32 protein-coding genes and 1 pseudogene are annotated in these 26,374 nt (G+C 28.8%); 7 read left to right on the top strand and 26 right to left on the bottom strand.

All coding sequences use genetic code 11. The annotated features are described in order from the left end of the window. Positions 1-203: 203 nt before the first annotated feature. Together KEC93_RS17295 and KEC93_RS17300 are read left to right on the top strand one after the other, a co-directional pair. Positions 204-1,106 (top strand): AraC family transcriptional regulator, encoded by a 903-nt coding sequence (locus KEC93_RS17295; protein WP_077869128.1) that lies wholly within the window; start codon positions 204-206, stop codon positions 1,104-1,106. A 145-nt stretch (positions 1,107-1,251) separates the two neighbouring features. After that, on the top strand, positions 1,252-1,818 hold the full coding sequence (locus tag KEC93_RS17300) for a DUF6143 family protein (RefSeq protein ID WP_077869127.1): 567 nt from the start codon (positions 1,252-1,254) through the stop codon (positions 1,816-1,818). A gap of 534 nt (positions 1,819-2,352) precedes the next feature. Here KEC93_RS17300 and KEC93_RS17305 read toward each other — a convergent pair. The 9 genes and pseudogenes from KEC93_RS17305 to KEC93_RS17345 all read right to left on the bottom strand — a co-directional run bounded on the left by KEC93_RS17305 (position 2,353) and on the right by KEC93_RS17345 (position 8,365). Further along, a complete protein-coding gene (locus KEC93_RS17305; protein WP_077869126.1) occupies positions 2,353-3,129 on the bottom strand; it encodes an AraC family transcriptional regulator in 777 nt (258 codons plus the stop codon). Positions 3,130-3,134: 5 nt separating this feature from the next. Beyond that, positions 3,135-3,731: a LysE family translocator gene (locus KEC93_RS17310; protein WP_077869125.1), complete on the bottom strand. Its 597-nt coding sequence runs from the start codon at positions 3,729-3,731 to the stop codon at positions 3,135-3,137. A 169-nt stretch (positions 3,732-3,900) separates the two neighbouring features. Beyond that, positions 3,901-4,320 (bottom strand): GNAT family N-acetyltransferase, encoded by a 420-nt coding sequence (locus KEC93_RS17315; protein ID WP_077831382.1) that lies wholly within the window; start codon positions 4,318-4,320, stop codon positions 3,901-3,903. A gap of 281 nt (positions 4,321-4,601) precedes the next feature. Beyond that, entirely contained in the window at positions 4,602-4,955 is a 354-nt protein-coding gene (locus KEC93_RS17320; protein WP_077869124.1) for an ASCH domain-containing protein, read from the bottom strand. Positions 4,956-5,029: 74 nt separating this feature from the next. Next, a complete protein-coding gene (locus tag KEC93_RS17325) occupies positions 5,030-5,593 on the bottom strand; it encodes a nitroreductase family protein (protein ID WP_077869123.1) in 564 nt (187 codons plus the stop codon). Between the two features lie 67 nt (positions 5,594-5,660). Then, positions 5,661-6,187: pseudogene (locus KEC93_RS17330) on the bottom strand (flavodoxin domain-containing protein). Positions 6,188-6,213: 26 nt separating this feature from the next. Then, positions 6,214-6,363, bottom strand: a complete 150-nt coding sequence (locus KEC93_RS17335) for a hypothetical protein (RefSeq protein ID WP_241394827.1) — start codon at positions 6,361-6,363, stop codon at positions 6,214-6,216. 453 nt (positions 6,364-6,816) lie between these two features. Further along, positions 6,817-7,107 (bottom strand): zinc ribbon domain-containing protein, encoded by a 291-nt coding sequence (locus tag KEC93_RS17340; protein ID WP_241394828.1) that lies wholly within the window; start codon positions 7,105-7,107, stop codon positions 6,817-6,819. Positions 7,108-7,483: 376 nt separating this feature from the next. After that, positions 7,484-8,365: a LysR family transcriptional regulator gene (locus tag KEC93_RS17345; protein ID WP_077869122.1), complete on the bottom strand. Its 882-nt coding sequence runs from the start codon at positions 8,363-8,365 to the stop codon at positions 7,484-7,486. Positions 8,366-8,497: 132 nt separating this feature from the next. On the opposite strand from KEC93_RS17345, the gene KEC93_RS17350 reads away from it, so the two are divergent. Further along, on the top strand, positions 8,498-9,115 hold the full coding sequence (locus tag KEC93_RS17350; RefSeq protein WP_077869121.1) for a histidine phosphatase family protein: 618 nt from the start codon (positions 8,498-8,500) through the stop codon (positions 9,113-9,115). An 89-nt stretch (positions 9,116-9,204) separates the two neighbouring features. On the opposite strand, the gene KEC93_RS17355 is transcribed toward KEC93_RS17350, so the two are convergent. The 12 genes from KEC93_RS17355 to KEC93_RS17410 all read right to left on the bottom strand — a co-directional run bounded on the left by KEC93_RS17355 (position 9,205) and on the right by KEC93_RS17410 (position 18,165). Beyond that, positions 9,205-9,414: a hypothetical protein gene (locus tag KEC93_RS17355; protein WP_017210934.1), complete on the bottom strand. Its 210-nt coding sequence runs from the start codon at positions 9,412-9,414 to the stop codon at positions 9,205-9,207. Between the two features lie 433 nt (positions 9,415-9,847). Further along, the gene (locus KEC93_RS17360) at positions 9,848-10,240 is read right to left on the bottom strand and encodes a bacteriohemerythrin (RefSeq protein ID WP_039769188.1); all 393 of its coding nucleotides are present in this window, start codon (positions 10,238-10,240) and stop codon (positions 9,848-9,850) included. 100 nt (positions 10,241-10,340) lie between these two features. Continuing rightward, a complete protein-coding gene (locus tag KEC93_RS17365; protein ID WP_039769186.1) occupies positions 10,341-10,838 on the bottom strand; it encodes a GNAT family N-acetyltransferase in 498 nt (165 codons plus the stop codon). A 79-nt stretch (positions 10,839-10,917) separates the two neighbouring features. After that, the gene (locus KEC93_RS17370) at positions 10,918-11,421 is read right to left on the bottom strand and encodes a YbhB/YbcL family Raf kinase inhibitor-like protein (RefSeq protein WP_039769184.1); all 504 of its coding nucleotides are present in this window, start codon (positions 11,419-11,421) and stop codon (positions 10,918-10,920) included. Between the two features lie 82 nt (positions 11,422-11,503). After that, positions 11,504-11,869: a winged helix-turn-helix transcriptional regulator gene (locus KEC93_RS17375; protein WP_023974446.1), complete on the bottom strand. Its 366-nt coding sequence runs from the start codon at positions 11,867-11,869 to the stop codon at positions 11,504-11,506. Between the two features lie 31 nt (positions 11,870-11,900). Beyond that, positions 11,901-12,659 carry a peptidase MA family metallohydrolase gene (locus KEC93_RS17380; protein WP_077869120.1) on the bottom strand — a complete coding sequence of 253 codons (759 nt, stop codon included), beginning with the start codon at positions 12,657-12,659 and terminating at the stop codon, positions 11,901-11,903. A 208-nt stretch (positions 12,660-12,867) separates the two neighbouring features. Continuing rightward, positions 12,868-13,404, bottom strand: coding sequence for a GNAT family N-acetyltransferase (locus tag KEC93_RS17385; RefSeq protein ID WP_077869119.1), 537 nt, complete (start codon positions 13,402-13,404; stop codon positions 12,868-12,870). A gap of 15 nt (positions 13,405-13,419) precedes the next feature. Further along, on the bottom strand, positions 13,420-14,076 hold the full coding sequence (locus KEC93_RS17390; protein ID WP_238893215.1) for a hypothetical protein: 657 nt from the start codon (positions 14,074-14,076) through the stop codon (positions 13,420-13,422). A gap of 74 nt (positions 14,077-14,150) precedes the next feature. Then, a complete protein-coding gene (locus KEC93_RS17395; protein ID WP_039769177.1) occupies positions 14,151-14,981 on the bottom strand; it encodes an ATP-binding cassette domain-containing protein in 831 nt (276 codons plus the stop codon). 505 nt (positions 14,982-15,486) lie between these two features. After that, entirely contained in the window at positions 15,487-15,909 is a 423-nt protein-coding gene (locus KEC93_RS17400; RefSeq protein ID WP_031275733.1) for a cytidine deaminase, read from the bottom strand. A 500-nt stretch (positions 15,910-16,409) separates the two neighbouring features. After that, the gene (locus tag KEC93_RS17405) at positions 16,410-17,333 is read right to left on the bottom strand and encodes a DMT family transporter (RefSeq protein ID WP_077869118.1); all 924 of its coding nucleotides are present in this window, start codon (positions 17,331-17,333) and stop codon (positions 16,410-16,412) included. Beyond that, positions 17,326-18,165: an AraC family ligand binding domain-containing protein gene (locus tag KEC93_RS17410; protein WP_077869117.1), complete on the bottom strand. Its 840-nt coding sequence runs from the start codon at positions 18,163-18,165 to the stop codon at positions 17,326-17,328. The genes KEC93_RS17405 and KEC93_RS17410 overlap by 8 nt, the downstream gene beginning before the upstream one ends. A 244-nt stretch (positions 18,166-18,409) precedes the next feature. On the opposite strand from KEC93_RS17410, the gene KEC93_RS26570 reads away from it, so the two are divergent. Continuing rightward, positions 18,410-18,520: a putative holin-like toxin gene (locus tag KEC93_RS26570; protein WP_236892005.1), complete on the top strand. Its 111-nt coding sequence runs from the start codon at positions 18,410-18,412 to the stop codon at positions 18,518-18,520. Positions 18,521-18,585: 65 nt separating this feature from the next. Here KEC93_RS26570 and KEC93_RS17415 read toward each other — a convergent pair whose 3' ends face one another. From KEC93_RS17415 to KEC93_RS17430, 5 genes are all read right to left on the bottom strand, one after another. Then, positions 18,586-19,980, bottom strand: a complete 1,395-nt coding sequence (locus tag KEC93_RS17415) for an IS5 family transposase (protein WP_111944659.1) — start codon at positions 19,978-19,980, stop codon at positions 18,586-18,588. Positions 19,981-20,364: 384 nt separating this feature from the next. Beyond that, a complete protein-coding gene (locus KEC93_RS17420) occupies positions 20,365-20,754 on the bottom strand; it encodes a VOC family protein (protein ID WP_077869993.1) in 390 nt (129 codons plus the stop codon). Positions 20,755-20,810: 56 nt separating this feature from the next. Next, entirely contained in the window at positions 20,811-21,425 is a 615-nt protein-coding gene (locus KEC93_RS17425) for a sugar O-acetyltransferase (RefSeq protein ID WP_077869992.1), read from the bottom strand. A 266-nt stretch (positions 21,426-21,691) separates the two neighbouring features. Beyond that, complete coding sequence (locus KEC93_RS26750) at positions 21,692-21,814, bottom strand: hypothetical protein (protein ID WP_274597751.1); 123 nt, start codon at positions 21,812-21,814, stop codon at positions 21,692-21,694. An 81-nt stretch (positions 21,815-21,895) separates the two neighbouring features. Further along, positions 21,896-22,939 carry an MFS transporter gene (locus tag KEC93_RS17430; protein ID WP_238893214.1) on the bottom strand — a complete coding sequence of 348 codons (1,044 nt, stop codon included), beginning with the start codon at positions 22,937-22,939 and terminating at the stop codon, positions 21,896-21,898. Positions 22,940-23,102: 163 nt separating this feature from the next. Between KEC93_RS17430 and KEC93_RS17435 the strand changes: the two genes are divergently transcribed. The 3 genes from KEC93_RS17435 (at position 23,103) to KEC93_RS17445 (ending at position 26,239) form a co-directional block, all read left to right on the top strand. Further along, a complete protein-coding gene (locus KEC93_RS17435) occupies positions 23,103-23,996 on the top strand; it encodes an AraC family transcriptional regulator (RefSeq protein WP_077869991.1) in 894 nt (297 codons plus the stop codon). 268 nt (positions 23,997-24,264) lie between these two features. Next, positions 24,265-24,975: an AraC family transcriptional regulator gene (locus tag KEC93_RS17440; protein ID WP_077869990.1), complete on the top strand. Its 711-nt coding sequence runs from the start codon at positions 24,265-24,267 to the stop codon at positions 24,973-24,975. A gap of 463 nt (positions 24,976-25,438) precedes the next feature. Next, complete coding sequence (locus KEC93_RS17445) at positions 25,439-26,239, top strand: epoxyqueuosine reductase (RefSeq protein WP_077869989.1); 801 nt, start codon at positions 25,439-25,441, stop codon at positions 26,237-26,239. The last annotated feature ends 135 nt before the right edge of the window (positions 26,240-26,374 follow it).

Below are 26,374 nucleotides of genomic sequence, written 5' to 3' on the forward strand. Positions count from 1 at the left end.
TTGCAAGAATTTCAGCCGTAATTGTGTATTGTTAAATGTGCATTATGAATTGGAACACATATAATCATTTGCAATATATATTTTAGCTAATTGCAATTATATTGATTTAATATAACAAATATGTAATAATTTTATTATTATTTATGGCATTAAACAATTAATATATTGTCAGAAATTAAAACTATATTAGCGAGATGATAAATATGCAAGCAACAAGAATAGAAGTAAATGATAATTTGCAAGAAACAGTAAAACATGGTTCTCATGATTTTCCACTAGCAATTTATACTGACAAATTTAATCTGTTTGAAGATGGATATATAAGATGGCATTGGCATAAGGAAGTACAATTTTCATATTCACTATATGATAAAGTAGTAGTTTTTATTGAAGATGAAGAAATAATATTATCTCCAGGTGAAGGAATTATGATAAATTCAAATGTACTTCATCAAATTAAACCATATGAAAATATCGATTGCATGATGTTTTCCATTGATTTTGATTCAACTTTAATTGGAGGAAGTGAAGAATCACTTATTGAAAAAAAGTACTTATCTCCAATTATTGAGAGTAATAATTTGAAATTTCTCTCTTTAAAACCTGACGTTCCTTGGCAAAAAAGAATCTTAGCGCATCTGGAACAAGTTTTTATATTATCTCATAAAAAATCATATGGATATGAATTAGAAATGAAAAATTATTTAAGTATTGTTTGGTTAAACTTAATTAAAGAAATAAAGGAAGATATTAAAAGAACTGTACCTTCAGCATCAAATGATGATGAACGTGTGAAAATGGCAATGCAATATATTCAAAAGAATTATGCAGATAATATTGATCTAGATAGTATCGCAAGAGCTGCAAATATCAGCAAAAGTGAGTGCTGTCGAAGTTTTAAAAGAATTTTGAAAGTAACTCCTTTTGAATACTTAATGGAATATAGAGTTTCAAAAGCAGCAGAGCTACTTCTAAAAAATAAGGATTCCATTTCTAATATTTCTCTCGATGTAGGTTTTAATGGCATAAGTTACTTTGGAAAAGTATTTAAAAAGTACAGGAATTGTTCTCCGTCTGAATATAGAACTAAATATTGCCACAAGTAAAGTAATTATAAAATATATACTATACCTACAGCGCTATGGCTTACTTTTATTAATAACATAAGCATTTTATGCATTTACGGAATATTATATATAAAGAAACTCTATGGTACTATTTATAAAAATTAATCCGTAGGAGATGTAATTTATGTTAGAAAATAATAGTAATTATATACTAGATAATAAAAGTGGTAAATTACAAGAAGTAGTTAGCATTCCTATTTCTTTATATAAATCAATGAGAGGAAGATACTTTGTAGGGCAGACAGAAACTTTATGGGTTGGTAATGGTTCAAATGCCTGGGCTGGTTTAGTAAATCCACGTAATTCAGATGTCAATTTATATGCAAATGTATTTACTATTTCAAATTTATCTAATGACTATTTAACTGCCCAAATATGGTTAAATACTAGTTTTCCTGAAAAAGCTTGTGTATCCCGTAAGACCTCTCCAACCAACACTGCGTTAAAGCCAATACCAAAAAACAAGGTAGATATTAGATTTATTGAGTCTACTAGAATTGTTCCTAAAGATGGAGTTAATGTATATGAAAGAATAGTACCCCCTAATACAACATTAGTAGGTGAGGAAGATGGAAAGTTTATAGAAGCTCCAGGTGGAAACTATACTCTAATTATAAAATCATCAAATTTAATAATTGATAAGGTAGTAGTCGCATTTGGATGGTGGGAAAAACCAATATGTAAAAAGTAGATTCTATTAAATATCTCGCCTAATGTTCCCCCCCATATGAATAATTATTTTTAACTCGCATATACTATGATTGCTTCTCATTATGTTATTATTTACGAAATCCATTTTGACTCCATTATTGGGGTCTTTTTTATGCAAAGAATTATTTATTAATATTTAGAATTATTTAAACTTCCCCTTCATATAATTAAAGGAAACCTCTTGAGTGTTATTTTTTTGTTCTCTTGGTTACCCTTAATTCATAGTTACTTTTTTGTTTTAATCCATTCACTTTTTGGCCCCTTATTTTAGGGGCTTTTATTATTTTTTACATGAATAATTTTATGAAATATCCACAAACTAGAATGTCTTCATAATCAAATCAAAACTCCATTTTTGATCTATTTAATTCTAAATATGTGATATTTATATTATGTATTATTTAAGATATATTAGAGCATGATATAAATCCCCCATAAATATTAATTATCACATACATATATGCCCCTTTATTGGGGCATTTTTATATTTAACAAAAGTCATAGAAAAATCACTTTAATTTAAGTATGATAAATATTCAAATGCTGTTATTCCATATATGCTTTTAAAATGCTTATTTAAATGTGTTAAATCAACAAAACCACACTCTGCTACTGCTGAATAAACATCTCTATTTTTCTCTATTAACTTTTTTGCCATTTCTACTTTGCATTTAAGAAAATATTGGTATGGCGAAATTCCAGTATTAGCTTTAAATAATCTAATAAACTGAAATTTTGACATATTAAACTCTCTACAAATATCATCAAGCCTTAATACATTCTCTAAGTTATAATAAATCATATTCTTTGCTTTTTTAATTAAATCATTTTCTTTCTTGTAACTTATACAAAGATCCGTTTGTGCAAAACTATCTGCAAAAGATAAAAAAAATTCACTACACAATGCATCATCTTTTCCACTTAATATTGCATTAGAAAGATTTAATATTTGCTGCTCAAGTCTGTAATTATAAATAATAGGAGAAGAAAAACAGACTATATCCTTTTTTTCAATACTCTCTAAAAATAATTTTGGCTCAATATATAACATAATATAATCAAGACCTGTCTCATCATGTGCCATTCCGTCATGTGGCTGCTCAGGATTAAAAAGCATAACACCATTTTGATAAGATAACTGCAAGCTACCATCTAAGTTATACTGCTGAATGCCTCTCAAAGTTACACCTATTGCATATTCTTTATGACAGTGCTTCTTATATTTAAAGTCAGCAAAACTTGCTGATAGTGCGGTAATACCTGCTGATTTTTTATATATAAATTTATCCATATAAATCACCCCTTAATCAGCTCGCCTACACCAGATACTATTATTGCAGAATAAACTAAAAATAATGCCATAATTATATTAACAATTTTTTGATGTTTCTGCAAAAATGTCTTAAAAATTGTGCCAAAAAGTACCCATGTAATAAATGCACCAAATCCAATAATTGTTATATATGCAACAAATATCATTAAAGCAGATAGTTTAGTATAGTATGGCATAACAAAACTCGGAATTACTGTCATTGTAAATAATACGACCTTTGGATTCACAAACTGCATAAGAAACCCCGATAAAAAAGTTGCCGTTTCTTTTGCAGTTGATTTTGATGTATCCATCTTGCATATTTGATAAGCAAGATAGAGAATATAAAGACTTCCGATTATCTGCATGATGCATAGAATTTTTGGCAAAACCGCCATAAGTGCAGTATTTAAAACAGCTGAAATAATAAGTAATAAACTAAACGCAATAGTTGCTCCATATGTATACTCCATTGCTTTCTTTGTCCCCCAATTATTTACCGTAGACAATATTACAATATTCGTAGGTCCAGACGTAACTGTAACAATAATACAGTAAATAAGAAAAGATGTAATATTCATGAATCAAGCCCCTTTCAAAGTATTCTCATGAATTATACATCTAACCCTAAATAGCATATAGTATATTATTGCAGGATTACATTCCCCAATAACCTTCTAGTATGAATCATATAATCGTCTTACTTTTTGTTTATTTCATCTTTTACTGTAATTATTTCATTTACCTATATTAATCTAAATTCTTTTTCATCAATATATGTAGACAATCTTCCTCTAAATAAGCTTCTCCCTGCTTTTCATACCCTTGTTTTTCATAAAATTCTGCAACTCGTGCCTGTCCTGACAACATTACGCTTTTTCCACCTTCTCGAGTAATACAGTCTTCTGCAGCATTAAGCATTTTAGCTCCAATATTTTTCCCTCGCCATTCCTTTAAAACAGCAACTCTCCCTATGATAAATGACTGTTTCTTACTATTAAAATAGATTCTACAAGTTGAGATTGGTTGTTCTCCTTCATACATAACCATGTGCTTAGCAATTTCATCAATTTCATCAAACTCTTCAACAAAACCCTGCTCCTTTACAAACACCTCTACTCTTATTTTTTTAGCCTCTTCTGGCAAGTAGTTATACTCTTTAATTATCATTTTGCGACCTCCTTCAAAACAAAAGGCATCCAAAAGCTAACCTTATAGTGTGAAAACACACCGTACCTACGGCTAGCTTTTGTATGCCTTATAATACAATCATCCGGTGATGAAAGTATAAGCTCTCATTTATTTTTTAAGTAAATTATATATAAAAATTTGTTGTAAGTCAACGATAGATTTTATCTATATTTATATAATGACTTATCAATTATTTTAGATACTTTCATTGGTCTATTATTCAAAATAAAAGCCATTTTTATCGACTTTATACCAACTATCTATTTACATACTAATTCAAATTCTTCACAAACAACAACCATATTTTCATCAAAATCAAGATCATACTCTTTTAATTCTTTTGAGAAAAAATCTTTATGTGCCTTTCTCCAATATGCCAAGGACAAATCTCCTTCTCCATCCTTAAGTGCATGATTTTCTGACACTTCATTAAATGAACAAGTATAAACTTTGGTCGTTTTAGTTATGCAAACAGCATTATTATCAGTGTCTAATATAATATTTAAACCACCCACTGCTGGCAGAGGACTGTTTTCAATTTCATATAGCTGATACGCTGATGCAGTTGCTGTTTTAATACCATTTACAACTAGTTTTGCGAGTTTATTTGCAATCGAAGCATCTCCACCAAAACACCAAGCATCATAAGTCTTACCGTAGAATCACTTATTACTTAGACCCACAAAATTTATATCCATCTTACAACCTCTTCTAATGGCTTTCGTGGCCTTGGATATGGTGATTGATCTGGATATCCAATTGCTACTGCTGCTACAAGTTCATCTTTGCAATTTAACCATGAGCATATTTCTCTGTCACAATAAAATATGTCGCAAATCCAAAGAGTTCCTAGTTTAAAATCCTGTGCTGCTAAAAGAACTGTTTGTATTGCAGCCCCAATTGATTGAGTATCAGTAAGTAATCTATGATGATTATAATCTTCTTCAATATTAGAAAAAGTATTAAATACTAAGATTACTGCCGATGCTTCATTAATTGAATTCATACTTGACTCCAGGCTACCAGTAGATTTATTCTCTTTTTTATTCTGGTGTAGTGAATTCTCCATAATTCTCACCATCTCATCTTTTGTGTTATCCTGGGCAACAATAAACTTCCATGGTTGACGATTCTTTCCTGACGGTGCTTTAGTTGCTAATTCTAAGATCTTTTCTATTATTTCTTTTGGTACTACCTTATCTTTAAACTTTCGTATACTTCTACGCTCTTCTATTGCTCTTATTACATCCATACTAATCTCCTAAATTTAATACTTTTACTTGAATCATAAATCTACAGTTACTTATATTTATTTACTCTCACGAATTAACATAAGCTATTATTTTCCCTATATTCTTCTTATCTGTAAAATCTACTGGTTTATCATAAATAGCAAGCATTCCTTTTTCATCTGCTGATAAATCTTCCTTTTTCTTATTTTTTATTTTCCATTTCAATAATGTCATAAGAAATTTATCAAAAGAACTTAGCTTATTATAATTAAATCCACCTCTTAGATAAAAAAATTTGATATATTTTTGCTCATCTACTGTAAAGTTTTTATTTATTACTTCGTTTATAACATTATCTCTTAAAGGTGATGCTCCTGTTGCAAACACTACTAACCTCTTATCTTTAATTTTGTTAATGTTCTTTTTGATTAAACCTATCCCAATAATGCCTACCGCATACAAACTTCCACCATAAATTATAGTATCATACTTATTCAAAATATTAATATCAACATTTGATGCATTAAAAATATCTGCTGATAGCTCTTCTGCAATCCACTCGCATATTTTTTGGTAAAGCCTGTTTTAGATTTATAGATTACTACTGTTTTCATTATCCACCTCTATCTAAGCAATTATATTAAATTACAGTTATATAAAGATTATCTTTTTCTTTGTAGACTTCATTAATTTCTTCTATTTTTTCATCAAGACTCGAACAATTTTTAGGGGTCTTATCAAGTTCTCTTTTATTACAAGTATGAATAGAACACAAAGCACAATTATACATTACAAAATCCTTCTCCAATTATAACCCTTTTTGAAATACTATGATTTACTCATGAATTTGCTGCATAATCATATTCCATATTAAATCAATTATAGCATATATTGTTTATTTATTTTGTTGTATATTTTCCATAAACTGTGTCAATAATTAAAACATAACTGCATATTAAAATAAAAAAGAGATAGCTTTTATTTATTATCATTCACCTGATTTTTCGCTATCTCTATTTTTGCGCCAAAAAATAAAGATAAATCAGATATCCTTCTCTAATCAATCTTTATTTTTATGTAAAACTAACTTTATGTTGTTATATTGCAAATAAGTTTTTTTTGTATTACACATAAAAAATAATAAATTAAACTTCTTGAATAATACAATTTTTCAAATTACCATTTGCTTTATAGCATTTATAACTATACACATATTGTTTATTAAATTTAGCCTAAATCATTATTATCTCCAACGTTTAAGAGTTGGTAATAATGTTGTCATTTCTTTTCTTGCTTCTTCTTCCCCTATTACTTTTCCCAAAACCGGTACAATTAGCTCCACCATTTCTTTCATAGACATATTGGGATCAATAAATTTTCCGTCTTTATAGCAATTTGTACAATAAATACTCTCACTTCCATCTTGCTCCCTTGCTATAAAATGTGCATGTTCTTCATTAAACGGTAACCCACAACTCTGACACATCGCTACTTTTGTCATTCTTATCATTCCTTTCATATTAATACACATCATTATTCAACCAACTACTCTTCTACATTTATTATAACATAACTAATAAATGTGTTGTTATTTAGTCATCACAAAATGATTATTATAATGACATTATCATCGCTTATTCAAATATTCTTGGCAATATAATAATTATCTTATGTAATATTACATTAAATCTTTTTATTTTTATTGCTATCTTAAGTAACTATTTTCTCGTAATTTTATATATTATATAATATAGAGAATATTTCTCATATTTAATTTGCAATCTGATCATGGTACCTTCTACTACTTTCTGCAGTTAGTTTAAATATAATATATAATATATATTATATAGCAGTAGTTTTTTATCTACTGCTTTTCTCTGATTATCAAAAATAAAATGAAAACTAAGTATTTAATTATTTATAACAGAAATAAACTTCTCAGTTAAATTAGATATCTTTTCATTCTTACGTGTACAAATAACAATTTCATTTTTTAGATCAACATTATCTACATAAATTCTAGCCAATTTCCCCATGTCAATGAATTCTTTAGCAGCAATTGATGAACAAAAACTCACACCATATCCATACGTAGATGCCATAAGAGTTTCATGTAGCCCATTAAATTCAAGAGCTATATCAGGAACTTTAATACTATTAATATGACAAAGTGATTCCAAAAGTACTCTAGCATAACTTCCTTTTTCCCGCATTATAAATGGTTCTAACATAATATCATTTATACTAACCTTTTTGTTTGCATATTTGTGATTTGGTGAAGCTACAAACCATAAATCATCATCCATTATTTTAATGGTATCAATTCTGTCTGTATATTTCATTGCTCCACTACCTAAAACTGCAACATCTACTTTATATGAGATAAGATGATCAATGGCTTCTTCAGTATTTAATGTATTAATCTCAACATTTATATCTTTATTCTCTTTTTTTAATTTAGCCGCCCACATTGGTATTAGAAAATTTGTTGAAAGATAATTTCCTGCTATTTTTAATGTACCATTTTTACCTTTTTTATGATTATCTATTAATGCTTCTATTCTATTTTCTATTTTAAAAACTGCCTCTGCTTCTTTTACCAACTGTTCACCTATTTCACTTAAACAAATGCCTCTACCCTGTGGTAAGAATAGTGTAATACCATTTTCTCTTTCAAACTTTTTAATTTGTGATGTAATTGCTGGTTGACTAATTTTTAATTGCTCTGATGCAACTGTTACACTTCCTGCTTTAGCTACTATATAAAACAATCTTAATCCATGTAAATTCATATTCTCTCCATTCATATATTTTATTTATGAATATAATAATAACATATATTATACATATAGATTTTGTTTTGATATACTCTCCTTATAAATTATTGCCGGCATTTTTTATAATAAAATATTTAGGAGCGAACTATGAGACAAACTGTTTTATATTTAATTAGACATGGACAAACAAAGTGGAATCTAGAAAAACGAATGCAAGGCCATAAAGATTCCCCTTTAACAAAGGTTGGCATATCTCAGGCTCAAAAACTGAGTGATAGACTTATTAATGAAAAAGTTGATTTAATATACTCTAGTGAAAGTAAACGCGCTTATGATACGGCTAAAATCATCCAGCATAATCGAAACATTCCTATAAACACAATGAAAGAATTGAAAGAAATCCATATGGGAAAATGGGAGGGCATGAATCAAACAGATATTATTAATAAGTATCCTGAAACTTGGGAAAATTTTTGGAATAACCCTTCTGTATATGTTCCAACTGATGAAGGAGAATCTTATGAAGAATTGAAAGCTAGGGTCATCCCCTCAATTGAAGAAATTATTAATTTAAATCAAGGCAAAAGTATTATTATTGTTACACATAGAATTACCTTAAAAGTTATTATGTCACATTTCATGAGTCAAAATATTTGTGATATTTGTGGCAATCCAGATATAGAATCAGCTAGCCTTTCAAAAATACATATAGAAAATGAAGTGCCAAAAATACTATTATACGGAGATATATCTCACTATAAATAGAAATTATTTATCCTAAAGTACTTTTATTTTAATTAATATAATGAAAGGCAGATTAAACACCTCTGTTTAACCTGCCTTCATCTCTTCTTTTAAATCAAGCTGACTTTTTTCTTAATTATCCCTTCATTTTTAGCTTGAACTAATAACTTATTATGTACCATTCTAGTTTTATTTATATCCACTAGAAAATCTTTATTATCCTCATATATAAGGTCTTTATATTCTGTAGCTTGATCATGTAGAACTTCTAATGCTTGTAATATTGTTAACATTTCAATCTCATTTAATTTTATTTCCATATAAACCACCCCATAAATTTTATTTCAAATTATCTATATGGCTATATTCGTAAATTTATATAATTACTTTTACTTTTTCGTAACAAAAATTACGACAAAAAATCGCATGCGATTTTAGTTAAGTTCCGTATTGTGCTTCGCACTCTTTTCATAGGTGTAGATTTTTTACGCATCTGCCTTTTCGAACGCATGTGAGAAAAATTTGGCAGGCGAATATATTTTCTTTTTTATTCTTTTTCTACATAGAACCTACTTGAATATGCTTTTCTATAAATTTTCTATATATTTTACTTTATCATAAATTTCTGAAGAATAAAAAATACAGCCAACTAGTGGCTGCAAAATTAACTAAGGTATACTAATGAAAACTTTTTTACAAGATTTATTATAATATAGTTTTCTGAACACTAGCTTAACAGCTAAAATATTCTTATTAATTCTCTACTATAAACTTATCTTCATTTAAAATATGCTTATCTATCCAATCTACAACAAATTCTAATATCTTCTTTACTGACTCATCTTGATTTAAATCTATTTCGTGTAAATCAATATTATCAATAGATTTTATAAAATCTTCATGTATTACTTTATGTGATAAGAATTTTTTATATCCTACACTCAACATATATTCCTCTTCAGATTTAAAATGAAATATAGTATACTCTTTTAATTCCCCAAGTATTTCAGTAATTCTATCATACTTATCAAGTATAAAATCATTTGTTAATAATTTATAAGCACGATCCGCAATCTCAAATAATTTTTCATGCTGCTCATCAATGAGTTTTACCCCAACTTCATAATCCGCCTTCCATTTTACCATCAAATCACCTCAAGTAACAAAATTCTCTAATATTTTATCATATTGTGGCAATATATTATATATTTTTAATACTTAATGACTCTGAAAATATAAAGTATAATTAAAAATCGCTTTTGTTCAAGCAGTAATAAACTTTATTATCATTCGCTTTAGCATACTTAAATCCAGACTTTTCAATTGCTCTCTTAGACTGATTATTGTTTACAAAATGAGAACACACAATAGAATCAAGCTCTTCTTCATTAAATCCATAACTAAGAACTTGTCTAAGCGCTTCTGGCATTAAACCTTGCCCCCAATATTTTTGTGATAAAACACATCCTATTTCTTTTGAATTTATATATATTCCTTCTGAATATTTATGTAATTCAATCCATCCAATTACTTTATTAATATTTTTTAATTCAACTGCCCATAATGAATCGGAAGAATCTATGATAAATTGCTTCAAAATCTTTAGGCTCTCTTCTTTGTTGTTCTTCACACTAAAGCCTGCTAAATTTGCAACTTTTTCATTTGACATAAATTCATGTAAATCATCTAAATCAGAATTTTTCCAAGGTCTTAAAATCAATCTATCACTCTCTAATATTGTCATTTCTAATTTATCCTCCAATATTTTGTCTAAATTGCATATTCACTTCAGCAAAGCAATATCACTTATATTTCTATACTTACTAATTCTTATAAATTCCCTTTAGAGTATATCGCTCCAAAATATGTCCATCCATTTCATGATATAATTCATTTAATAAAAATCCTTTTTTTAGATTTAGCAGTTTATCTAAAGCAAAAACATGAAACTCATAAACATGTGCTTTATCTGGTGGTGTCATACCACCATAATAACAAGAAAGTTCTTTTGATTGCTGATTACCCTGCAAGCTAGTCCAGCTATTTGTGCCTTGTATAAAATCCCCTGCTGTCTGGCTCTCATTATCTTTCAATTCACTCCTTGTAATATTGGCTGCAAGCCAATGTATCCAAGCAAAACCTCCTGTTACTGGATAGGCATCTTTATCTTCTAATACTATTGCAAATGAAGCAGTATTTACTGGAGCATTTGCAATTTTTAATGGAAGAGAAAAAGTTGGGACTCCATTCTCATTAAAATGTTCTCCACGACTACCATATTGATCTTGAATAATCCCATTTATAATACCTGCACTTGTTGCTATCATATATTACCCCCAAAGCTATTATTTATAGGCAAATTATAGCAAAGAGCTTTTATAACGTAAATTACTAACTTTTTTGTGGGTATTACTCTGGAATAACCTTTTTTTCAATCAATGTCTTTTCCATACCATGTTCCTTTAAGTAATCAATTCCAATAGATTGCATGATTTTTAGGGCATCTATAATCTTCATTCCCATATCTATTGTTAAAGAGTATTCCACACGAAGAGGATAACCATCAAATGATTTCTTTTCCACAAACCCATAATCAATTAATTCTTTTAATTGCTCTAATAGCATTTTTTGATTAATTCCATCAATATCTCTTTCTAATTTAGCCAATGATGTAGGGGCTAATCGCAATCGCCATAATATAATAGATTTCCATTTTCCTTTAATCATATCGTGTACTAGTTCTAAAGGACACGTATATTCTTCTCTTATTTTCATTGTATCTCCTAAAAATAAATTCTTATTTATACTAACTTTGCAGGTAATTGACTTTTATATAATCAATCCATTTATCTTGAAGCTCCTCTTCTGTCATTCCAAAAATCTCTACAATACTATTGGGTTGCTTTATTAAATTGCGTAACTTTTCATATCCAAATAGTTTAATTATTGATTCTACTATGGTATATGAGTATTGATATCCATTACGTGCAAAAAAGGTTTCAAAATCCGCTCCTGTATCTAGTTCTTTAAATGTAGGAATAATATTATTTTCTAATCCATTTTTGACAGTTTTTATTATCCAGTTTTCATTATTGTCTTTTGCTTCATAACACGCTATTCCTTCATTTAGCCATCTAGGTGTATTATCATTTATCTTATTTACTATCATGTGTACAAATTCGTGAACCGCTGTATTTAATACGTTATAAAAATCAGAACCTGGTGGTGGATTTAAAGGTGATGCTATTACAATTTTACCCACCCCAAGTCCGCCTCTCACCCAGTCAGGCGCATTTGGAAATCCTAATGCCATATGAAGTTCATTATGGTCTGGGTGTATTTCTATAGTTAATTTTTCGTTAAGCTGCTTATTTAAGTTATTAGTAATCCTATTATAGTTATCTTCAAGGACATTATACACTTTATCTATGCATTTCTTATCAAATTGAGTATAACAAATTATGAAATTTTGAGTTTCTTTTCTTAAATTCAGTTTATAATCTTTCTCTCTATTAACATTTTTAATTCCTAGACTATCTAAGTATTCCTCTACTTTTCCTGCCATTTTAATTTTACTCCTTTAATGATATTTTTACATATAAACACAGCTCCTTATGTAGCAATCATATTTATTCAATAATAATACAACTTCTCTATATATTAATTTTAAATTTTCAATAATATTATAGAATTGCATATTTGTTTCATACCCCTTCTAATTATCTTTCTATACAAAGTTAAAATAATTAATTACAATAAGAATCATCAAAACTTTAACGATATTTGCGATAGTAGAAGTAACTATCGCTCTCCATATTAGGTTGTTTGTGACCAATTGGAGTTCTTTTCTCAAACAATTTAAATTGCGCTTTTTCTGCCACTTTACATGACGCGATATTTTCACAATCGATAGTAAGAATCATATATGGAATGTCTGATACGCTTATGCACCATTCATACAATGCTCTTAGTGCTTCTGTTGCATATCCATTTCCAGCATGATCTTCATCTATAAAATATGCCATTTCAACTTCATTTAGTGTATCTTCTAATCCCATTCCAACCATGCCAATTAACTCATCTGTTTCCTTTAATGTCACAGCATATCTTTTATTTTCATAAATATCCTTTGAATCCTTTTGTGTCTTAAGCCAATCAATATAGCCTGAAAGCCTTCCTTTAACAGTGCTATTTTCAGACCAGTCTTTCATAAACCTTATTACATCTTTTTGCCATATGATTTTCATTAAATTTTCTTTATCTTTATGTTGAAAATCACGAATAATTAATCTCTCTGTATTTATTAGCATATTTTTCACCTCATCTTAAAATAATACTTTTTTCATTCTCTTTATTAATATAAAACTCTCTATAAAAATATAAATTATCATAATAATTAATGGCATAATTAAATTAGCTATATTAAAATGCATAAGATCTAAATATGCTGTTGAAACTTCATTTATAGGAGGAAAAATCCACATCACATATTTTGAATATGGAACCTCATTAATTACTGGTCCTTTAATTATGCTCATTAATACAATAAAGATTGCACCTAGTATTGCCATTTTTCTATTTGATATTATTCTTGGTTGTAATAACATACCAATTAATGCTCCTATTATTGATAAAAACATGTGGATAATAAATGAAACAACTATATCGCTGAATGTAACAGGATATTTAAAAACATTACAAATTAAATTATAAATAATAGGAAGTCCAACAGATAATATAGAAAAAAATACTCCTACTACACCCATAAAAATAATTTTAGATACCCAATAGCGTGTATGGCTCTTTAATTTTAATATTAAAACTTCTTCCGCAATTAATTCTATATTGCTGCAATAAGTAAAACCAATCCATGTCATTAAGGCAAAGAGAAAGGCTGCTGAAGATACCATGCTGCCTACAATATCAAGTAATCTTATGGAATAAGCCATTACCATATATATTATAAAAATAAAAAAAGGCATTATATATTTGTGAGACTTCATGTACATTTTAAAATTATATTTTAATACTGATATTAACATAAGTTACGTTCCCTTTACCTTTCAAAATACTTTAAAGTGTAACCACTATTAATCATTTCTGTTAAAACCCTATTGCTTTCGCTTATTTTTGTTTTGAATTCTATATAATCTTCATTTTCATGATACTCGTAGATCCCATTAATATTTGGAGTTACAAAGGATTTATCTGCTTCTTTTCTGTAAAAAGTCATTGAAGCATATTTCTCAGAGCTAATATCTGCCCTTTTAATTTCGAATATTTTAGAATCTTTAACCTGTAATATTCTACTAGATAATTGATCTATTAAAAATACTTCGTGACATGACATTATTACTGTAACGCCGTCTTTTATAAGCTCTCTTACCATTCTAATAAACGTTTTTTGTGAATCACTGTCTTGTCCAGATAATGGCTCATCTAATAACAAAATATCTGGTTTTGACAAAAGTGCCTGAACTACCGAAATCTTCTGCAGAGTTCCTTTAGATAAGTTTTTCATAGAAGTGTTTATCATATTTTCTAAGTTAAACTCCTTATATAAGTAATTAGTTTTCTTCACAAAATCATCTTTTGATATTCCTTCTATCTCTCCTATTAACTTAATATATTCACCTGCTTTTATGTTAAGCTGTGAAAAATTTTCCGGAATATAATTAAATTTAAGATTTTTATCTCTAATAACCTCTCCAGAAGTTATTCTTGTAAGACCGCACAAAATCTTTATTAATGTGCTTTTTCCCATACCATTATGCCCTGTTAAAGCAATACTTTCGCCTTTCATTATATCTAAACTTACATCATCAAAAATCAATCTATCATCATATTTTTTCACTAAATTTTTTATTCTTATTATTGGTATATTCATACTATTCCCCCGTTTATCATAATAAGCATGACCATCCTCGTATTATACCACTTTTTACATAATAATAAAAATAATTACAAACACTACGAGTTTAATATACTCTTTAAAGCTTAATGCATAATAGTTATATCGAACCATTTATTAAATATTCCATGTTACATAAATTATAAAATAGTAGCTCCACTAATTGGCTCTACTATTTTATAACTTGTCTTATTTCTTGTAATCTGTATTTCAAACGTATTTTAATGCTAAATTATTAAATTCTATTTTTAATTTTGAATTGTTAAGCTTAGCTGCGATTGGAGAAAATATATCTTATATAATAATCAAAGAATCGGTTAAAAATCAAATATTAAGCAATAAAATAAACCCAACAGAAAACTTATATTCTCTGTTGGGTACAGCTTTATATATAAATAATTATTTTGCAGTTCTAATACATATTTCATTAAAAATAAAGAATGAACTATATTATTTATAACTTATCTATACTATTAATAATCTATTTCAAATTTTTACCAGTGAATGCTAAAGGTAGAAGTTCTTCTAATGTATGTTCTAAATATTCTTCTGTGCTTTTAGCAATAATTATTTTAAAAGTCTTTAGATCACAGAACTCTGCCATAACTTGCCTACATACTGCACAAGGTGCACAAAAATCTCCTTCGCCAGGTTTCACCCCTTTTTTATTTCCTACTACTGCTATTGCAGTAAATTCTTTTTTCCCTTCAGAAATTGCTTTAAAGAAAGCTGTTCTTTCTGCACAGTTTGTTGGTGTAAATGCTGCATTTTCTATATTGCAGCCCTGATATATTGTTCCATCATCACAAAGTAAAGCCGCACCTACATTAAAATTAGAGTATGGAGTATAACAAAACTTTTGTGCCTCAAATGCTTTTTCTATCAATACTTTTGCATCTATCATATTTCATTACCAAACCTTTCTTTAAAATTCCAATATATTACTATATATTGAGGAATTAAATTGTACCACTATTATACAAGCATGTAAATATAATTTCATGTAGATATCCAACTCTAAAACTAAATTTATGTGGTAACTTACCGAAATCATAAATATTTTGTTCCGAAAAGCTATGAAAATATCGCTGAAGCTTATAAGCAGCAGGTTGTATCCATTTTAGCATGCTCCAACTTTCCTAGGGGAGCTCGACTCATTACATTCGCTGAGGAAGTTCGAGAACCCAAAATAAAATTTTGTACTCTCACTTCACAAGCTAAAATGGAACAACCTACAGCTAAGAACCTTTAATAGCTCATTTTCAAATGTTTTCTCCACAAATATATTTATGATTTCTAGTGAAGATACGAACTTAAAGTCTTAGCAACTTTATAAATATGTTTATCTGCATAGATGTCACAACTAAGTTCCAAACTTATGCATATAGCTCTCCGAAATAAGGATTATGCTGTTGTCTCAGTTTCTACTTTTCTCCTAAATCTTATAATCTGTTTTCCATCAGAAATAAAGAGCCCTAATAATGTTAAAATAATTCCTATAATTGAAATAAAGGTTATGTTCTCATGTAAAATAACAGCAGATGAAGCAGCCGTTATTACAGGTACCATATAAATATATATGCTTGTTTTCACTACTCCCAAAATCTTAACTGACCAATTCCAAGTTACAAAGCATAATGCAGATGCTCCAAAACCTAGATATAAGATGTTCATTAGATTTGATACATTAGTAAATCTATATAATTGAAGCTTAAAATCACAAATAAATATGGCAGGTATCATAAAAATTAATCCATAGAAAAATACTTTGCGAGTACAGATAATGGTATTATATTGAAATTGACTAATTTTCTTCATGACAACAGAATAAACCGCCCATAAAATAGCAGCAAGTATTGCTAATATATCACCAAATGGATTTAATTTTAAAACAAATTTTCCGTTAAACTCTATAAGAAGTATCCCTATTATTGCTATTGTAAGTCCAATAAAAAAGTATGATGTTAACTTTTCATTATCTAAAAACAGATTGGCAAAAACAGCTGTAAAAAATGGAGCAATTGAAATAATTACACCTACATTAGTTGCAAGGGTATAGCTCAATGCGATATTTTCACAAAGGAAATACAAGGTTACTCCTGCTAATCCAGCTGCTGCAAAATAAAGTTCTTGTTTAAATTCAACCTTTTTAATATGATATGGGCATATGCAAAGCAATGTAAGATATCCAATTACAAATCTAAAGATTAAAATTTCAATTGGTGTAAAATCTTTTAATAATACTTTAGTTGAAATGAAGGTTGTCCCCCAAATTAATATTGTCATAACTGCTGATAAATGTCCTACCTTAACTTTTTTATTACTCATTTTCTTTACTCCTACATCTATTAATAAAAATATTCATATATTGCTTTGGCGTTAATCCAATTAACTTTTTAAAAAAGTTTGTAAAATGACTTTGGTCTGTGAATCCTGTTTTGAACGCTACGTCTATTGGGGCAACTCCTTGTTCCAACATTTTTTTCGCCTTGCCAATACGAATTGTTTGAAGATAATTATATGGTGATATTCCCTTTTGTTTAGTAAAAGAGTGTAACAAATAATATTTACTTAATCCAGTTAAATTGCTTAATTGATTCAATGTGATATTTTCCATATAATTATTTTCTAGATAATCGCACACTGTCTTAATTTCTGCACTAGCTTCCTGTATAGTCATTTCAGAAACTGGATTTGAATATTCCCTTATCAATTGCTCCATTATGAATAGAAACAATTCATCTTTTTTTAAATTCTTCTCCTCATCCATTATCATAAGATGTAACTCCTTCAAAGAAGATGTAAGTTCATTACGGAATAAAACAAATTCCATAAAATTAGGCAGATATTCTTTTCCTGTTATTTCAAATGTGATTTTTTTCATAACATCTTTTTTAACATTAATGCACCTATAATCGAGTGTCCTGTCATCAATTTGTTCGCATGTATGAATATCACCAGGATTGAACACTATTAAATCCCCTGTTTCTATAATGTACTGCTTATTTTTGCACGACAAATATCTTTTCCCATTCTCAATAAACCCAATAACATAGTAGTCGTGAAAGTGATTGGGAAACTTCTGCATGATACCTTTAAAGTTATAAGCTTCTATGCTTAGCTCTGTATCAAAACAAACAGTCCTAACTTCGTTTAACATCTATTTTCCTCCTTTTCCTTATGTCTGTTTTCTAAGAATATCATAGAAATTCAAATAGTTCTTGTATGATGTTGTTCAGCTTTTTATTTACAATGATTTCAGAAATTAACATGTACAATAATAGATTTTTATATATCTTACCGCCATCTATATGGAAACCTTTTAAATATTATGATATAATTTCCATGTATAATTCAATAGTTTTGTGGGCTACTGGTATCACTTACCTCTTTTTTGAAGGGAGGTGATACTTATCAGTAATGACATTTTAACATTACTATTTCAAGGTGGATTATTCTTAATATCGCTGTTAACATTGATAGTGGTTCTTATAGAAAAAATCTCAAAAAAATAGTAGCCCCAGGTTCAATTGGAAGGCTACTATTTTTTAAATAGGGGGTGCTTTAAAACCCCCTATATTTATATGTAGTATTCCAAAATATAGTAATTTGTAAAATGGCGTAGAATGACCCTCAATTTTTTATCAAGGTTCATTACAAAAAATGCCATATTAATAACGCACTCAGCAGTTTCTTTTAAATCTGCAAATATTCTGGCTAAACCATATCTAGTTTTACCAGTACCAAACTTTCCCTCAACTTCATTTCTTTCGCATGTATCAACATACTCTTGATTTTTTTCAGCTTTAGTTTTATTCTTTTTAGGTCTGCCTAAAGCAGGGCCGGTAATGCTAATTCCATTTTCTTTGCAATAGTTTAAGTTTTTTCTATTTCTATAAATTTTATCAGCCAATATTCTTTCAGGATAAAAGCCATTTCTTGCTTTATAACTCTCTGTTATAGGTATTAAGCTTTCGCATTCGTTGTAAGCATCCCAACTCAACTTTTCCATTCTAACATAACCATTAGCAACACTTATTTCAACTTTTGCCCCGAATTCCGTAGGAGCTTTAGTTTTTCCTCTAACAATTGGTCTAACATGTGGTTGACTGATACTAACAATCCTATTTTCTACTGTATGTTTTCTATTATCAAACATATATTTTTGTTGATGATATAACTGTAAAATCACTTCATATTCTTCTGATTGTCGACTATTAAGCTTTTTTCCATTCGCAATAAAATTTACTACATATCCAATATCTCTAGCAATATAATTTAATTGTTTCCTTATAGCTTTGCGCATCTTTTTAGAATTTTTCTTTCTGGCCTTTGAAACATTTAGAAAATCCTTACGCGCAATTTTCCTATAAGTTCTAGGCTTTTTAGATTCAGAAGGATTATGCAATTGATCAATATATCCTTCAAGTTTTTCTCTTGCAGAATTTAAAAGATTTAAATCTTGTGGATAAGTTATATCGGCTGGAGTACATGTTGCATCAATAATGATAGTGCCTTGATTAGATTGATCTGAATCATTTCCATCATCATTATCGTCATGCTTATCTTTATCATCATTATTTTTAGTAGTATCTTTAAGAATAGTATTATTCATTTCAATAATCATATCATCATCAATTCTTTTTCGAAATTCAACCATTGAAGACGCTCCAAATGGTGCGGAATTTTGGAATTCTTTCAAACCAATAAAATATTGAAGGTAAGGATTTTCGGCGATAGCAGATACCGTTTCACGATCGGAACAATTAAGTTTTTGCTTTATTATTAAGCTTCCTAATACAATTCGAAATGGTTTTGATGGACGACCATTATTAATGAATTGTTTAGCATATGTTTCTTCAAATTCATGCCATGGTATTATTGACGCTAATTTAACCCACCTATTATTTTTATCTAATTCTCCGTATGGAAATATAAAATCTTCTATTTTTAATTGGTTATCAATTGAATACATATAAATTCACTCCTAAGTGCAAGGGTTTTTACCCTATATTTAAAATATCTATGCACTTAGTATTCCATAAAATATCATACATAATACTATTCCAAACACTTAAGCCAATTTGGAGCAGCCCCTAAATAAAAATCTTAGTGATGCCAGTTGCCTAAGCAACTAGAATTATATACTATAGTGAAAAGCATATTGCAGTATGTTTTTCACTATTTTCATTTTTATACTATTTCCTTACACTATATGCAAGTTTTACTGAATAAATCATAGATTTAGAATCTTACTTATATTATATCAATTTTCACTAAAAAATAAACACATATTTTTATTAAAAACTACATCTGTAAAATATTCTTTATATTATTATATCTCCTAAAGTTATTAGTCTTACTCAGTTATTTCTATTCTATTCCCATCTGGATCCAAAATACAACTTTCATAATATCCATCTCCAGTATAACGAGGTTCACTTACTACCTCATAACCTGCATTCCTTAATGACTCAGTAAGATTATTAACTTTTTCAACACTGCCTACAGAAATGGCAATATGAATTAACCCAATATATTGATTAATAGTATCATTTAAATTTGAAGGAATTGTTGGCATCTGCATAACTTCGAGTCTTGCTCCTGAATCGAAGTTAATAAAATATGATTCAAATTGTTTTTTATGATTAATATATTTATCTCCAGCAACTCCTTCAAAATAAGTAATATAAAAGTCTCTTAATTTTTCTATATCCCTAGTCCATATAGCTACATGTTCTATTTTCATACTTGCACTTCCTTTATTATTAACTTAAAATTTCTACGCTGATCCATTAAATACAATTAAACGTTGTAATCATCAACATCAAACTCATTGTTTTTATAATAATATTTGCGGTCTTCTTCTGTAATCTCGCGTACAACCTTACATGGATTTCCTACTGCTATCACATTATCTGGAATGTCTTTAGTCACTACACTTCCAGAACCAATTACAACATTATTTCCAATTTTAATACCTGGATTTATTACAACACTTCCCCCTACCCACACATTATCACCAATTATAACGTCAATTCCATACTCATAACCTGAATTTCTTGACTCTGGATGAATTGGATGCCCAGCAGTATAAATTGATACATTAGGTGCAAACAAAACATTCTTACCTATTATTACCTTTCCTACATCTAATATCGTGCAGTTATAATTAGCAAAAAAGTTATTGCCTACTTCAATATTTTTACCATAATCGCAGTGAAATGGCTGCTCTATACAAACTTTATCACCAGTCTTACCTAAAATATCTTTAATAAGTTCCTCCATTCTATTCATTTCATCTGGACGAAGTAAATTATATTCATGTATTTTTAGCTTATTCTCCATTCTTTCTTCACCAAGTCCATCTAACCAAGCTTTATATGGTAATCCTGCTAGCATTCTTTCCTTTTGATTCATCTTTCTATTCCCCTTTTCTTTATCTATATAATTATTTTATTAATATCTAACATCAGCAAAACTTTATTAGTATAAAATGCTTATCTTTCACACTCCAAATAGATTGTCTAAAAATTCACCTTACATTATTTATTAAAACATTTACAATTACTTATATATAATAATTAAGCTTCAAAATTGTGGTTCTAATTGAGTTGTCAGCTTATCAAAGCTTTAAATATAAACTTATTATTGCAATATATATGCTACCTTATAAGAATATTTTTTTATTCTTCACCTTGAGGTACTTTGTATTTAAATATAGCAATTAATATTAAAGAAACACTATAAACAACTGTAAATGCCAATGAAAATGCTATTCCACTTCTCATTGTTGCTGAATATATCATTCCTGCAATAACTCCTGCAATGCCTTGTACAAAGCTAATAAATGATATTCCTTCTGCAATTAGTTTATCATCTAAATGCCTCTATGCAAATGCGAATGGAACAACTTGATGTATTCCAACTCCAATACCAATTATTGCAGTGGATAGTATAATCACAAGGTAACTTGATATAAACAAGGTTAATACATAAATAAGTGTTCCTATTAAAGTAGCGCCTGACATCAATATAAAAATCGTCTTTGTACAACCTTTCTTTGAAATATATATGCCAGAGGCACTTGATAATATCATAACAAAAATATTACAAGGCGCAAGGACAACAGCACTAATGGTAGTGTTTGCTCCTAATACTGTCTGTGCATAAAGTGGTATGTAATTACCACTACATGAAATGCATGTAGCTATAAAAGTAATTAAAATAATTGTTAGATATCCCTTTTGTTTTAGTAATTTTACAATAAATAATTCTTCTTTATTGATTCTATTTATATGAAGATTTTCTCCTTTATCATATTCCTTTATGCTGCTTTTTATAATGATTCCATTTTTTGTTTTACTTCTTGGCATAAAAAATCCCACAAATATCATTCCAATTATAAATAAAGGAAACAGTATAGCAAGGGATATTCTCCAACTCCATCGCTCTGTAAATATTCCACAAAGTACTGGACCCAAAATGAGCGTCAATGAATAAACTGTCTGCATAATTCCAATCCTAACTGGATACTCTTCTTCAGATACTATATCGTTTATCATAGTAAATACATTTGCAAAAAATAGTCCCCAAAAGAAACCTGAAGCTCCTCTAGCAATAAGAAATACAGTCCCACTTGATGCTGCTGCACTAATTCCAACGCTTAAAGCAAACGCCCCTACACTCCATATGTACAATTGTTTACGTCCAAAATATTCTCCTGCTCTACCAGAAATAAGTAATGATATACTTCTTGCTAGTGGTTCTATTACAAACATAGCATTAAACAAATCTATCCTGCCATATTCACGAAAAGCTGTAGCCGCATAAATTCCTGTGCTGCCAACAAGGTAGGATGCACATATATTTATTATAACAAGCCCAATAAATACTATATTTGCTTTATCTAAGTTTAGTCTTTTGGCTTTCATTTCTCTTTTTCAACCTTTTGAATATTTGCTATTTTCAAATTGATTTATGAATCTGTCTATATTATAATAATATTCCATAACAACTACTAAAAATATAAGAATAAGCTATATTTTTATAACAATAGTATATTAATTGATATTCATACCGTTTGGAGGGGAAACTATGTTAAAGATGACACTATTAAATGATAACTCAGAAGTTGTATCTTATAACTTCGCAGATTTTCCTGTTCGTGCGAAAAAGTCCTTGCTTTCAGATTATCCAGCTATGGCTGCTGCTAACCATTGGCATACTGACTGGGAATTCATCTTACTTTTAAATGGTAAAATGTCTTATTCTGTAAATGGTAAGAGCTATGAATTACAAGAAGGGCAGGCAATTTTTATAAATTCTGAGCAGATGCATTATGGATATTCTGCTGATGGCTCTGATTGTAGTTTTATATGTATTTTGTTTCCACCATCCATTATTTCTAGCATTACAAGAATCAGGGAAACTTATATACTGCCAGTATGTGAAGACACATCCAATCCATTTTTTATATTGCATCCCGAAATCACTTGGCAAAGAAACTTGATTGAACTTTTGAAAAACGTTTATGAGTTATGTAATGAAGAAAAGGATGGATTTGAATTACATGTCATGAGCCTTTTTAATACAATATGTTTCAGCCTTTATAACAATATAAAAGATAGCATTTCCATTCAAGAAACAGCTGATGACAAAAAACTTGAAGCTATGCATAATATGACGGGATATATACAGAAAAATTATCAAAAAAGAATCACTTTAAATGAGATTGCCGCTGCTGGAAATGTATGTCGTAGTAGCTGTTGTGATATTTTCAAGCTTATTTTGAATAAGACTCCTGTTTCCTATTTAACAGAATATCGTCTAGAAAAGAGCATTGAACTCCTAAAGATTTCTTCCCTTTCAGTTACTGAAATAGCACTTCAATGTGGATTTACAGGTTCAAGCTATTTTACGGAAATATTTCATAAAACACTAGGGTGTACTCCTTCTCAATACAGAAAAAAGAAATTTAATAACATATGATTAAAAATCAAAAAAATATTAGTGTATATGTTCAATATAATAAATCTACATTAAAAATCTATAAAGCCAAGCTCTCAATTAAAGCTAAAATGTATAAACTTAATCGAAACCTATATTTTTCATGACAAAATAATGTAAATAATAACTATATGGCTATCATCATGATAGCTTATTTTGTTATGGTATCTAAAATAGCACCTCCATATTTATGATATAATAAATTTAATATATAAATCGTAAATTATAATAAAAGAAAGGAGTAATACTCTTGAATAATATAAAATGTGAGCGTAGAATATATAGTTTTAAAAGTGATACTCATGCTCATGAATATGGACAACTTATCTTGCCACTTAAAGGTGCCCTTTCTATAGAAACTGATTATAAGAAATTAGATTTAAAAGATGATTCATTATTCTTTCTTCCTCCAGATTGCAAACATACTTTTAATGCTGATAATACTAATGAATTCCTAGTATTAGATATACCTGATAAAATGCTCAACAAATATGACATGGAAAAAATGTGTGGTGGACAGGATATTTTGTTTGATGAAAAATGGAAAGCAATAAGATATTTATTGTTAAATGAAGCTGATGTTCACAAAACATCTAGCTCTATAAATAACTTATTCCTCTACTTTTATAATTTTATTACTACTGGAAATTCACCTAATTCCATTAAATATATTAATGATAATTTTACCGAAGATATTGATTTAAAAAAGCTAGCAGATATAGAGCATTACAACGTCAGTTATTATAGTGAATGGTTTAAAAATAATATGAGCGTTTCTCCTACTGAATACATACAAAATTTAAGAGTAAAAAGAGCAAAAGAACTCCTTTTAAATACAAACTTAACAGTTTTGCAAATTTCTCAAATGGTTGGCTATGAACACAATTCATCATTTACCAAGGTATTTAAAAACTCAGAAAAAATATCACCTACTGAGTTTAGAAGAAACATCAAAAAATAGACTAAAAAACAACTGTATTTTAGCAAAGATTTACCTAACAGAAGCGATATAATATAGATACACAAATTTATAATTAGACTTATGTGATAACTTACCGAAATCATAAATATTTTGATTCCGAAAAGCTATGAAAATATTGCTGAAGGTTCTAAGCAGCAGGTTGTAGCCACTTTAGCATGCTCCAACTTTCAGTTTGACAAGCTAAAATGGAACAACCTACAGCTAAGAACCTTTAACAGCTCATTTTCAAATGTTTTCTCCACAAATATATTTATGATTTCTAGTGAAGATACAAACTTAAAGTTTTAATAACTTTGTAAATATCTTTATCTGATAAGCCTAATTCTGAATTGATTTATCTATATAGATTTCCAAAATAGTAGCCGTACTTATTGTATGAACTTACCTAAAATTATAAATATTAAAAGAATTAGCTTATATAAAGAGAGGATTTGCTTTAGTTATGAAAAAAAAAATCACTAAATTGATAAAAAACTTTATTAAAGAATATGAAAGGCAAGATAATATTTCAACAAGATGGGGTGATCCTTTAGTAGGTTTTGCTGATGCTAATGATCCTTACATTTTAAATTTTAAGGGGCTTATTACACCAACTCATAAATTACCAACCGATGTACTTTCCGATGCATCAATTGTCATAGCATACTTTGTCCCATTCACTAAAGAATTGGCTAAAACCAATGGAACTCCTGGTGATGTTTCCTCTCCCGAATGGGCATTAGCTTATGAAGAAACTAATGCAATGTTTGTTAAGCTTAATGAATATATGATATCAGAACTGCGGAAACTTGGATATCATGCAGATATTTCGCCAGAAGCTTCTACATTTGACCAGAAGATATTAAAAAGCAATTGGTCTCATCGTCATTTTGCAAAAGCAGCTGGTCTTGGAACCTTTGGTATCAATAATATGCTTATAACTAGTGTTGGATGCTGCGGAAGGTATAACACCATTGTAACAAATCTAGATGTAAAAGCAGATTCGACTTTAAAAGAAGAGCTTTGCTTGTATAAAAAGAATGGAAGCTGTGGTGTATGTGTAAAACATTGTCCATCAGGTGCATTAACTTTAGATGGATATGATAGACACAAATGCTATGTGGTACTAATGAAAAATGCAGAATTATATACAGAGTTTGGAAGTTCTTACACCGATGAATCTGGTGATGAACCAAACAGTATAGGTAGTGAAGTATGTGGAAAGTGCGTAGTAAATACACCATGCACATTTTTTATCAAATAGCTTGCATCTGCGACATTCCCTCTCTACTATAAATAGACTACTTAATAAACTCAAAAGCTTATGTGTAAAATTCCTCCATCGCAATATAAAATGCTCTAAACTTAAGAACCCAAATATAAAACTTGGCTTCTCACT

The organism is Clostridium beijerinckii (assembly GCF_018223745.1).
GTDB classification, from domain to species: domain Bacteria; phylum Bacillota; class Clostridia; order Clostridiales; family Clostridiaceae; genus Clostridium; species Clostridium beijerinckii.

Coding starts and splice junctions, on each gene's coding strand:
- KEC93_RS17295 (WP_077869128.1), top strand. CDS start 204: ATGCAAGCAACAAGAATAGAAGTAAATGATAATTTGCAAGAAACAGTA.
- KEC93_RS17300 (WP_077869127.1), top strand. CDS start 1,252: ATGTTAGAAAATAATAGTAATTATATACTAGATAATAAAAGTGGTAAA.
- KEC93_RS17305 (WP_077869126.1), bottom strand. CDS start 3,129: ATGGATAAATTTATATATAAAAAATCAGCAGGTATTACCGCACTATCA.
- KEC93_RS17310 (WP_077869125.1), bottom strand. CDS start 3,731: ATGAATATTACATCTTTTCTTATTTACTGTATTATTGTTACAGTTACG.
- KEC93_RS17315 (WP_077831382.1), bottom strand. CDS start 4,320: ATGATAATTAAAGAGTATAACTACTTGCCAGAAGAGGCTAAAAAAATA.
- KEC93_RS17325 (WP_077869123.1), bottom strand. CDS start 5,593: ATGGATGTAATAAGAGCAATAGAAGAGCGTAGAAGTATACGAAAGTTT.
- KEC93_RS17335 (WP_241394827.1), bottom strand. CDS start 6,363: ATGTATAATTGTGCTTTGTGTTCTATTCATACTTGTAATAAAAGAGAA.
- KEC93_RS17340 (WP_241394828.1), bottom strand. CDS start 7,107: ATGATGTGTATTAATATGAAAGGAATGATAAGAATGACAAAAGTAGCG.
- KEC93_RS17345 (WP_077869122.1), bottom strand. CDS start 8,365: ATGAATTTACATGGATTAAGATTGTTTTATATAGTAGCTAAAGCAGGA.
- KEC93_RS17350 (WP_077869121.1), top strand. CDS start 8,498: ATGAGACAAACTGTTTTATATTTAATTAGACATGGACAAACAAAGTGG.
- KEC93_RS17355 (WP_017210934.1), bottom strand. CDS start 9,414: ATGGAAATAAAATTAAATGAGATTGAAATGTTAACAATATTACAAGCA.
- KEC93_RS17360 (WP_039769188.1), bottom strand. CDS start 10,240: ATGGTAAAATGGAAGGCGGATTATGAAGTTGGGGTAAAACTCATTGAT.
- KEC93_RS17365 (WP_039769186.1), bottom strand. CDS start 10,838: ATGACAATATTAGAGAGTGATAGATTGATTTTAAGACCTTGGAAAAAT.
- KEC93_RS17370 (WP_039769184.1), bottom strand. CDS start 11,421: ATGATAGCAACAAGTGCAGGTATTATAAATGGGATTATTCAAGATCAA.
- KEC93_RS17375 (WP_023974446.1), bottom strand. CDS start 11,869: ATGAAAATAAGAGAAGAATATACGTGTCCTTTAGAACTAGTACACGAT.
- KEC93_RS17380 (WP_077869120.1), bottom strand. CDS start 12,659: ATGGCAGGAAAAGTAGAGGAATACTTAGATAGTCTAGGAATTAAAAAT.
- KEC93_RS17385 (WP_077869119.1), bottom strand. CDS start 13,404: ATGCTAATAAATACAGAGAGATTAATTATTCGTGATTTTCAACATAAA.
- KEC93_RS17390 (WP_238893215.1), bottom strand. CDS start 14,076: ATGCCTTTTTTTATTTTTATAATATATATGGTAATGGCTTATTCCATA.
- KEC93_RS17395 (WP_039769177.1), bottom strand. CDS start 14,981: ATGAATATACCAATAATAAGAATAAAAAATTTAGTGAAAAAATATGAT.
- KEC93_RS17400 (WP_031275733.1), bottom strand. CDS start 15,909: ATGATAGATGCAAAAGTATTGATAGAAAAAGCATTTGAGGCACAAAAG.
- KEC93_RS17405 (WP_077869118.1), bottom strand. CDS start 17,333: ATGAGTAATAAAAAAGTTAAGGTAGGACATTTATCAGCAGTTATGACA.
- KEC93_RS17410 (WP_077869117.1), bottom strand. CDS start 18,165: ATGTTAAACGAAGTTAGGACTGTTTGTTTTGATACAGAGCTAAGCATA.
- KEC93_RS17415 (WP_111944659.1), bottom strand. CDS start 19,980: ATGTATTCAATTGATAACCAATTAAAAATAGAAGATTTTATATTTCCA.
- KEC93_RS17420 (WP_077869993.1), bottom strand. CDS start 20,754: ATGAAAATAGAACATGTAGCTATATGGACTAGGGATATAGAAAAATTA.
- KEC93_RS17425 (WP_077869992.1), bottom strand. CDS start 21,425: ATGAATCAAAAGGAAAGAATGCTAGCAGGATTACCATATAAAGCTTGG.
- KEC93_RS26750 (WP_274597751.1), bottom strand. CDS start 21,814: ATGATATATTCAGCAACAATGAGAAGTGGAATAGCATTTTCATTGGCA.
- KEC93_RS17430 (WP_238893214.1), bottom strand. CDS start 22,939: ATGAAAGCCAAAAGACTAAACTTAGATAAAGCAAATATAGTATTTATT.
- KEC93_RS17435 (WP_077869991.1), top strand. CDS start 23,103: ATGTTAAAGATGACACTATTAAATGATAACTCAGAAGTTGTATCTTAT.
- KEC93_RS17445 (WP_077869989.1), top strand. CDS start 25,439: ATGAAAAAAAAAATCACTAAATTGATAAAAAACTTTATTAAAGAATAT.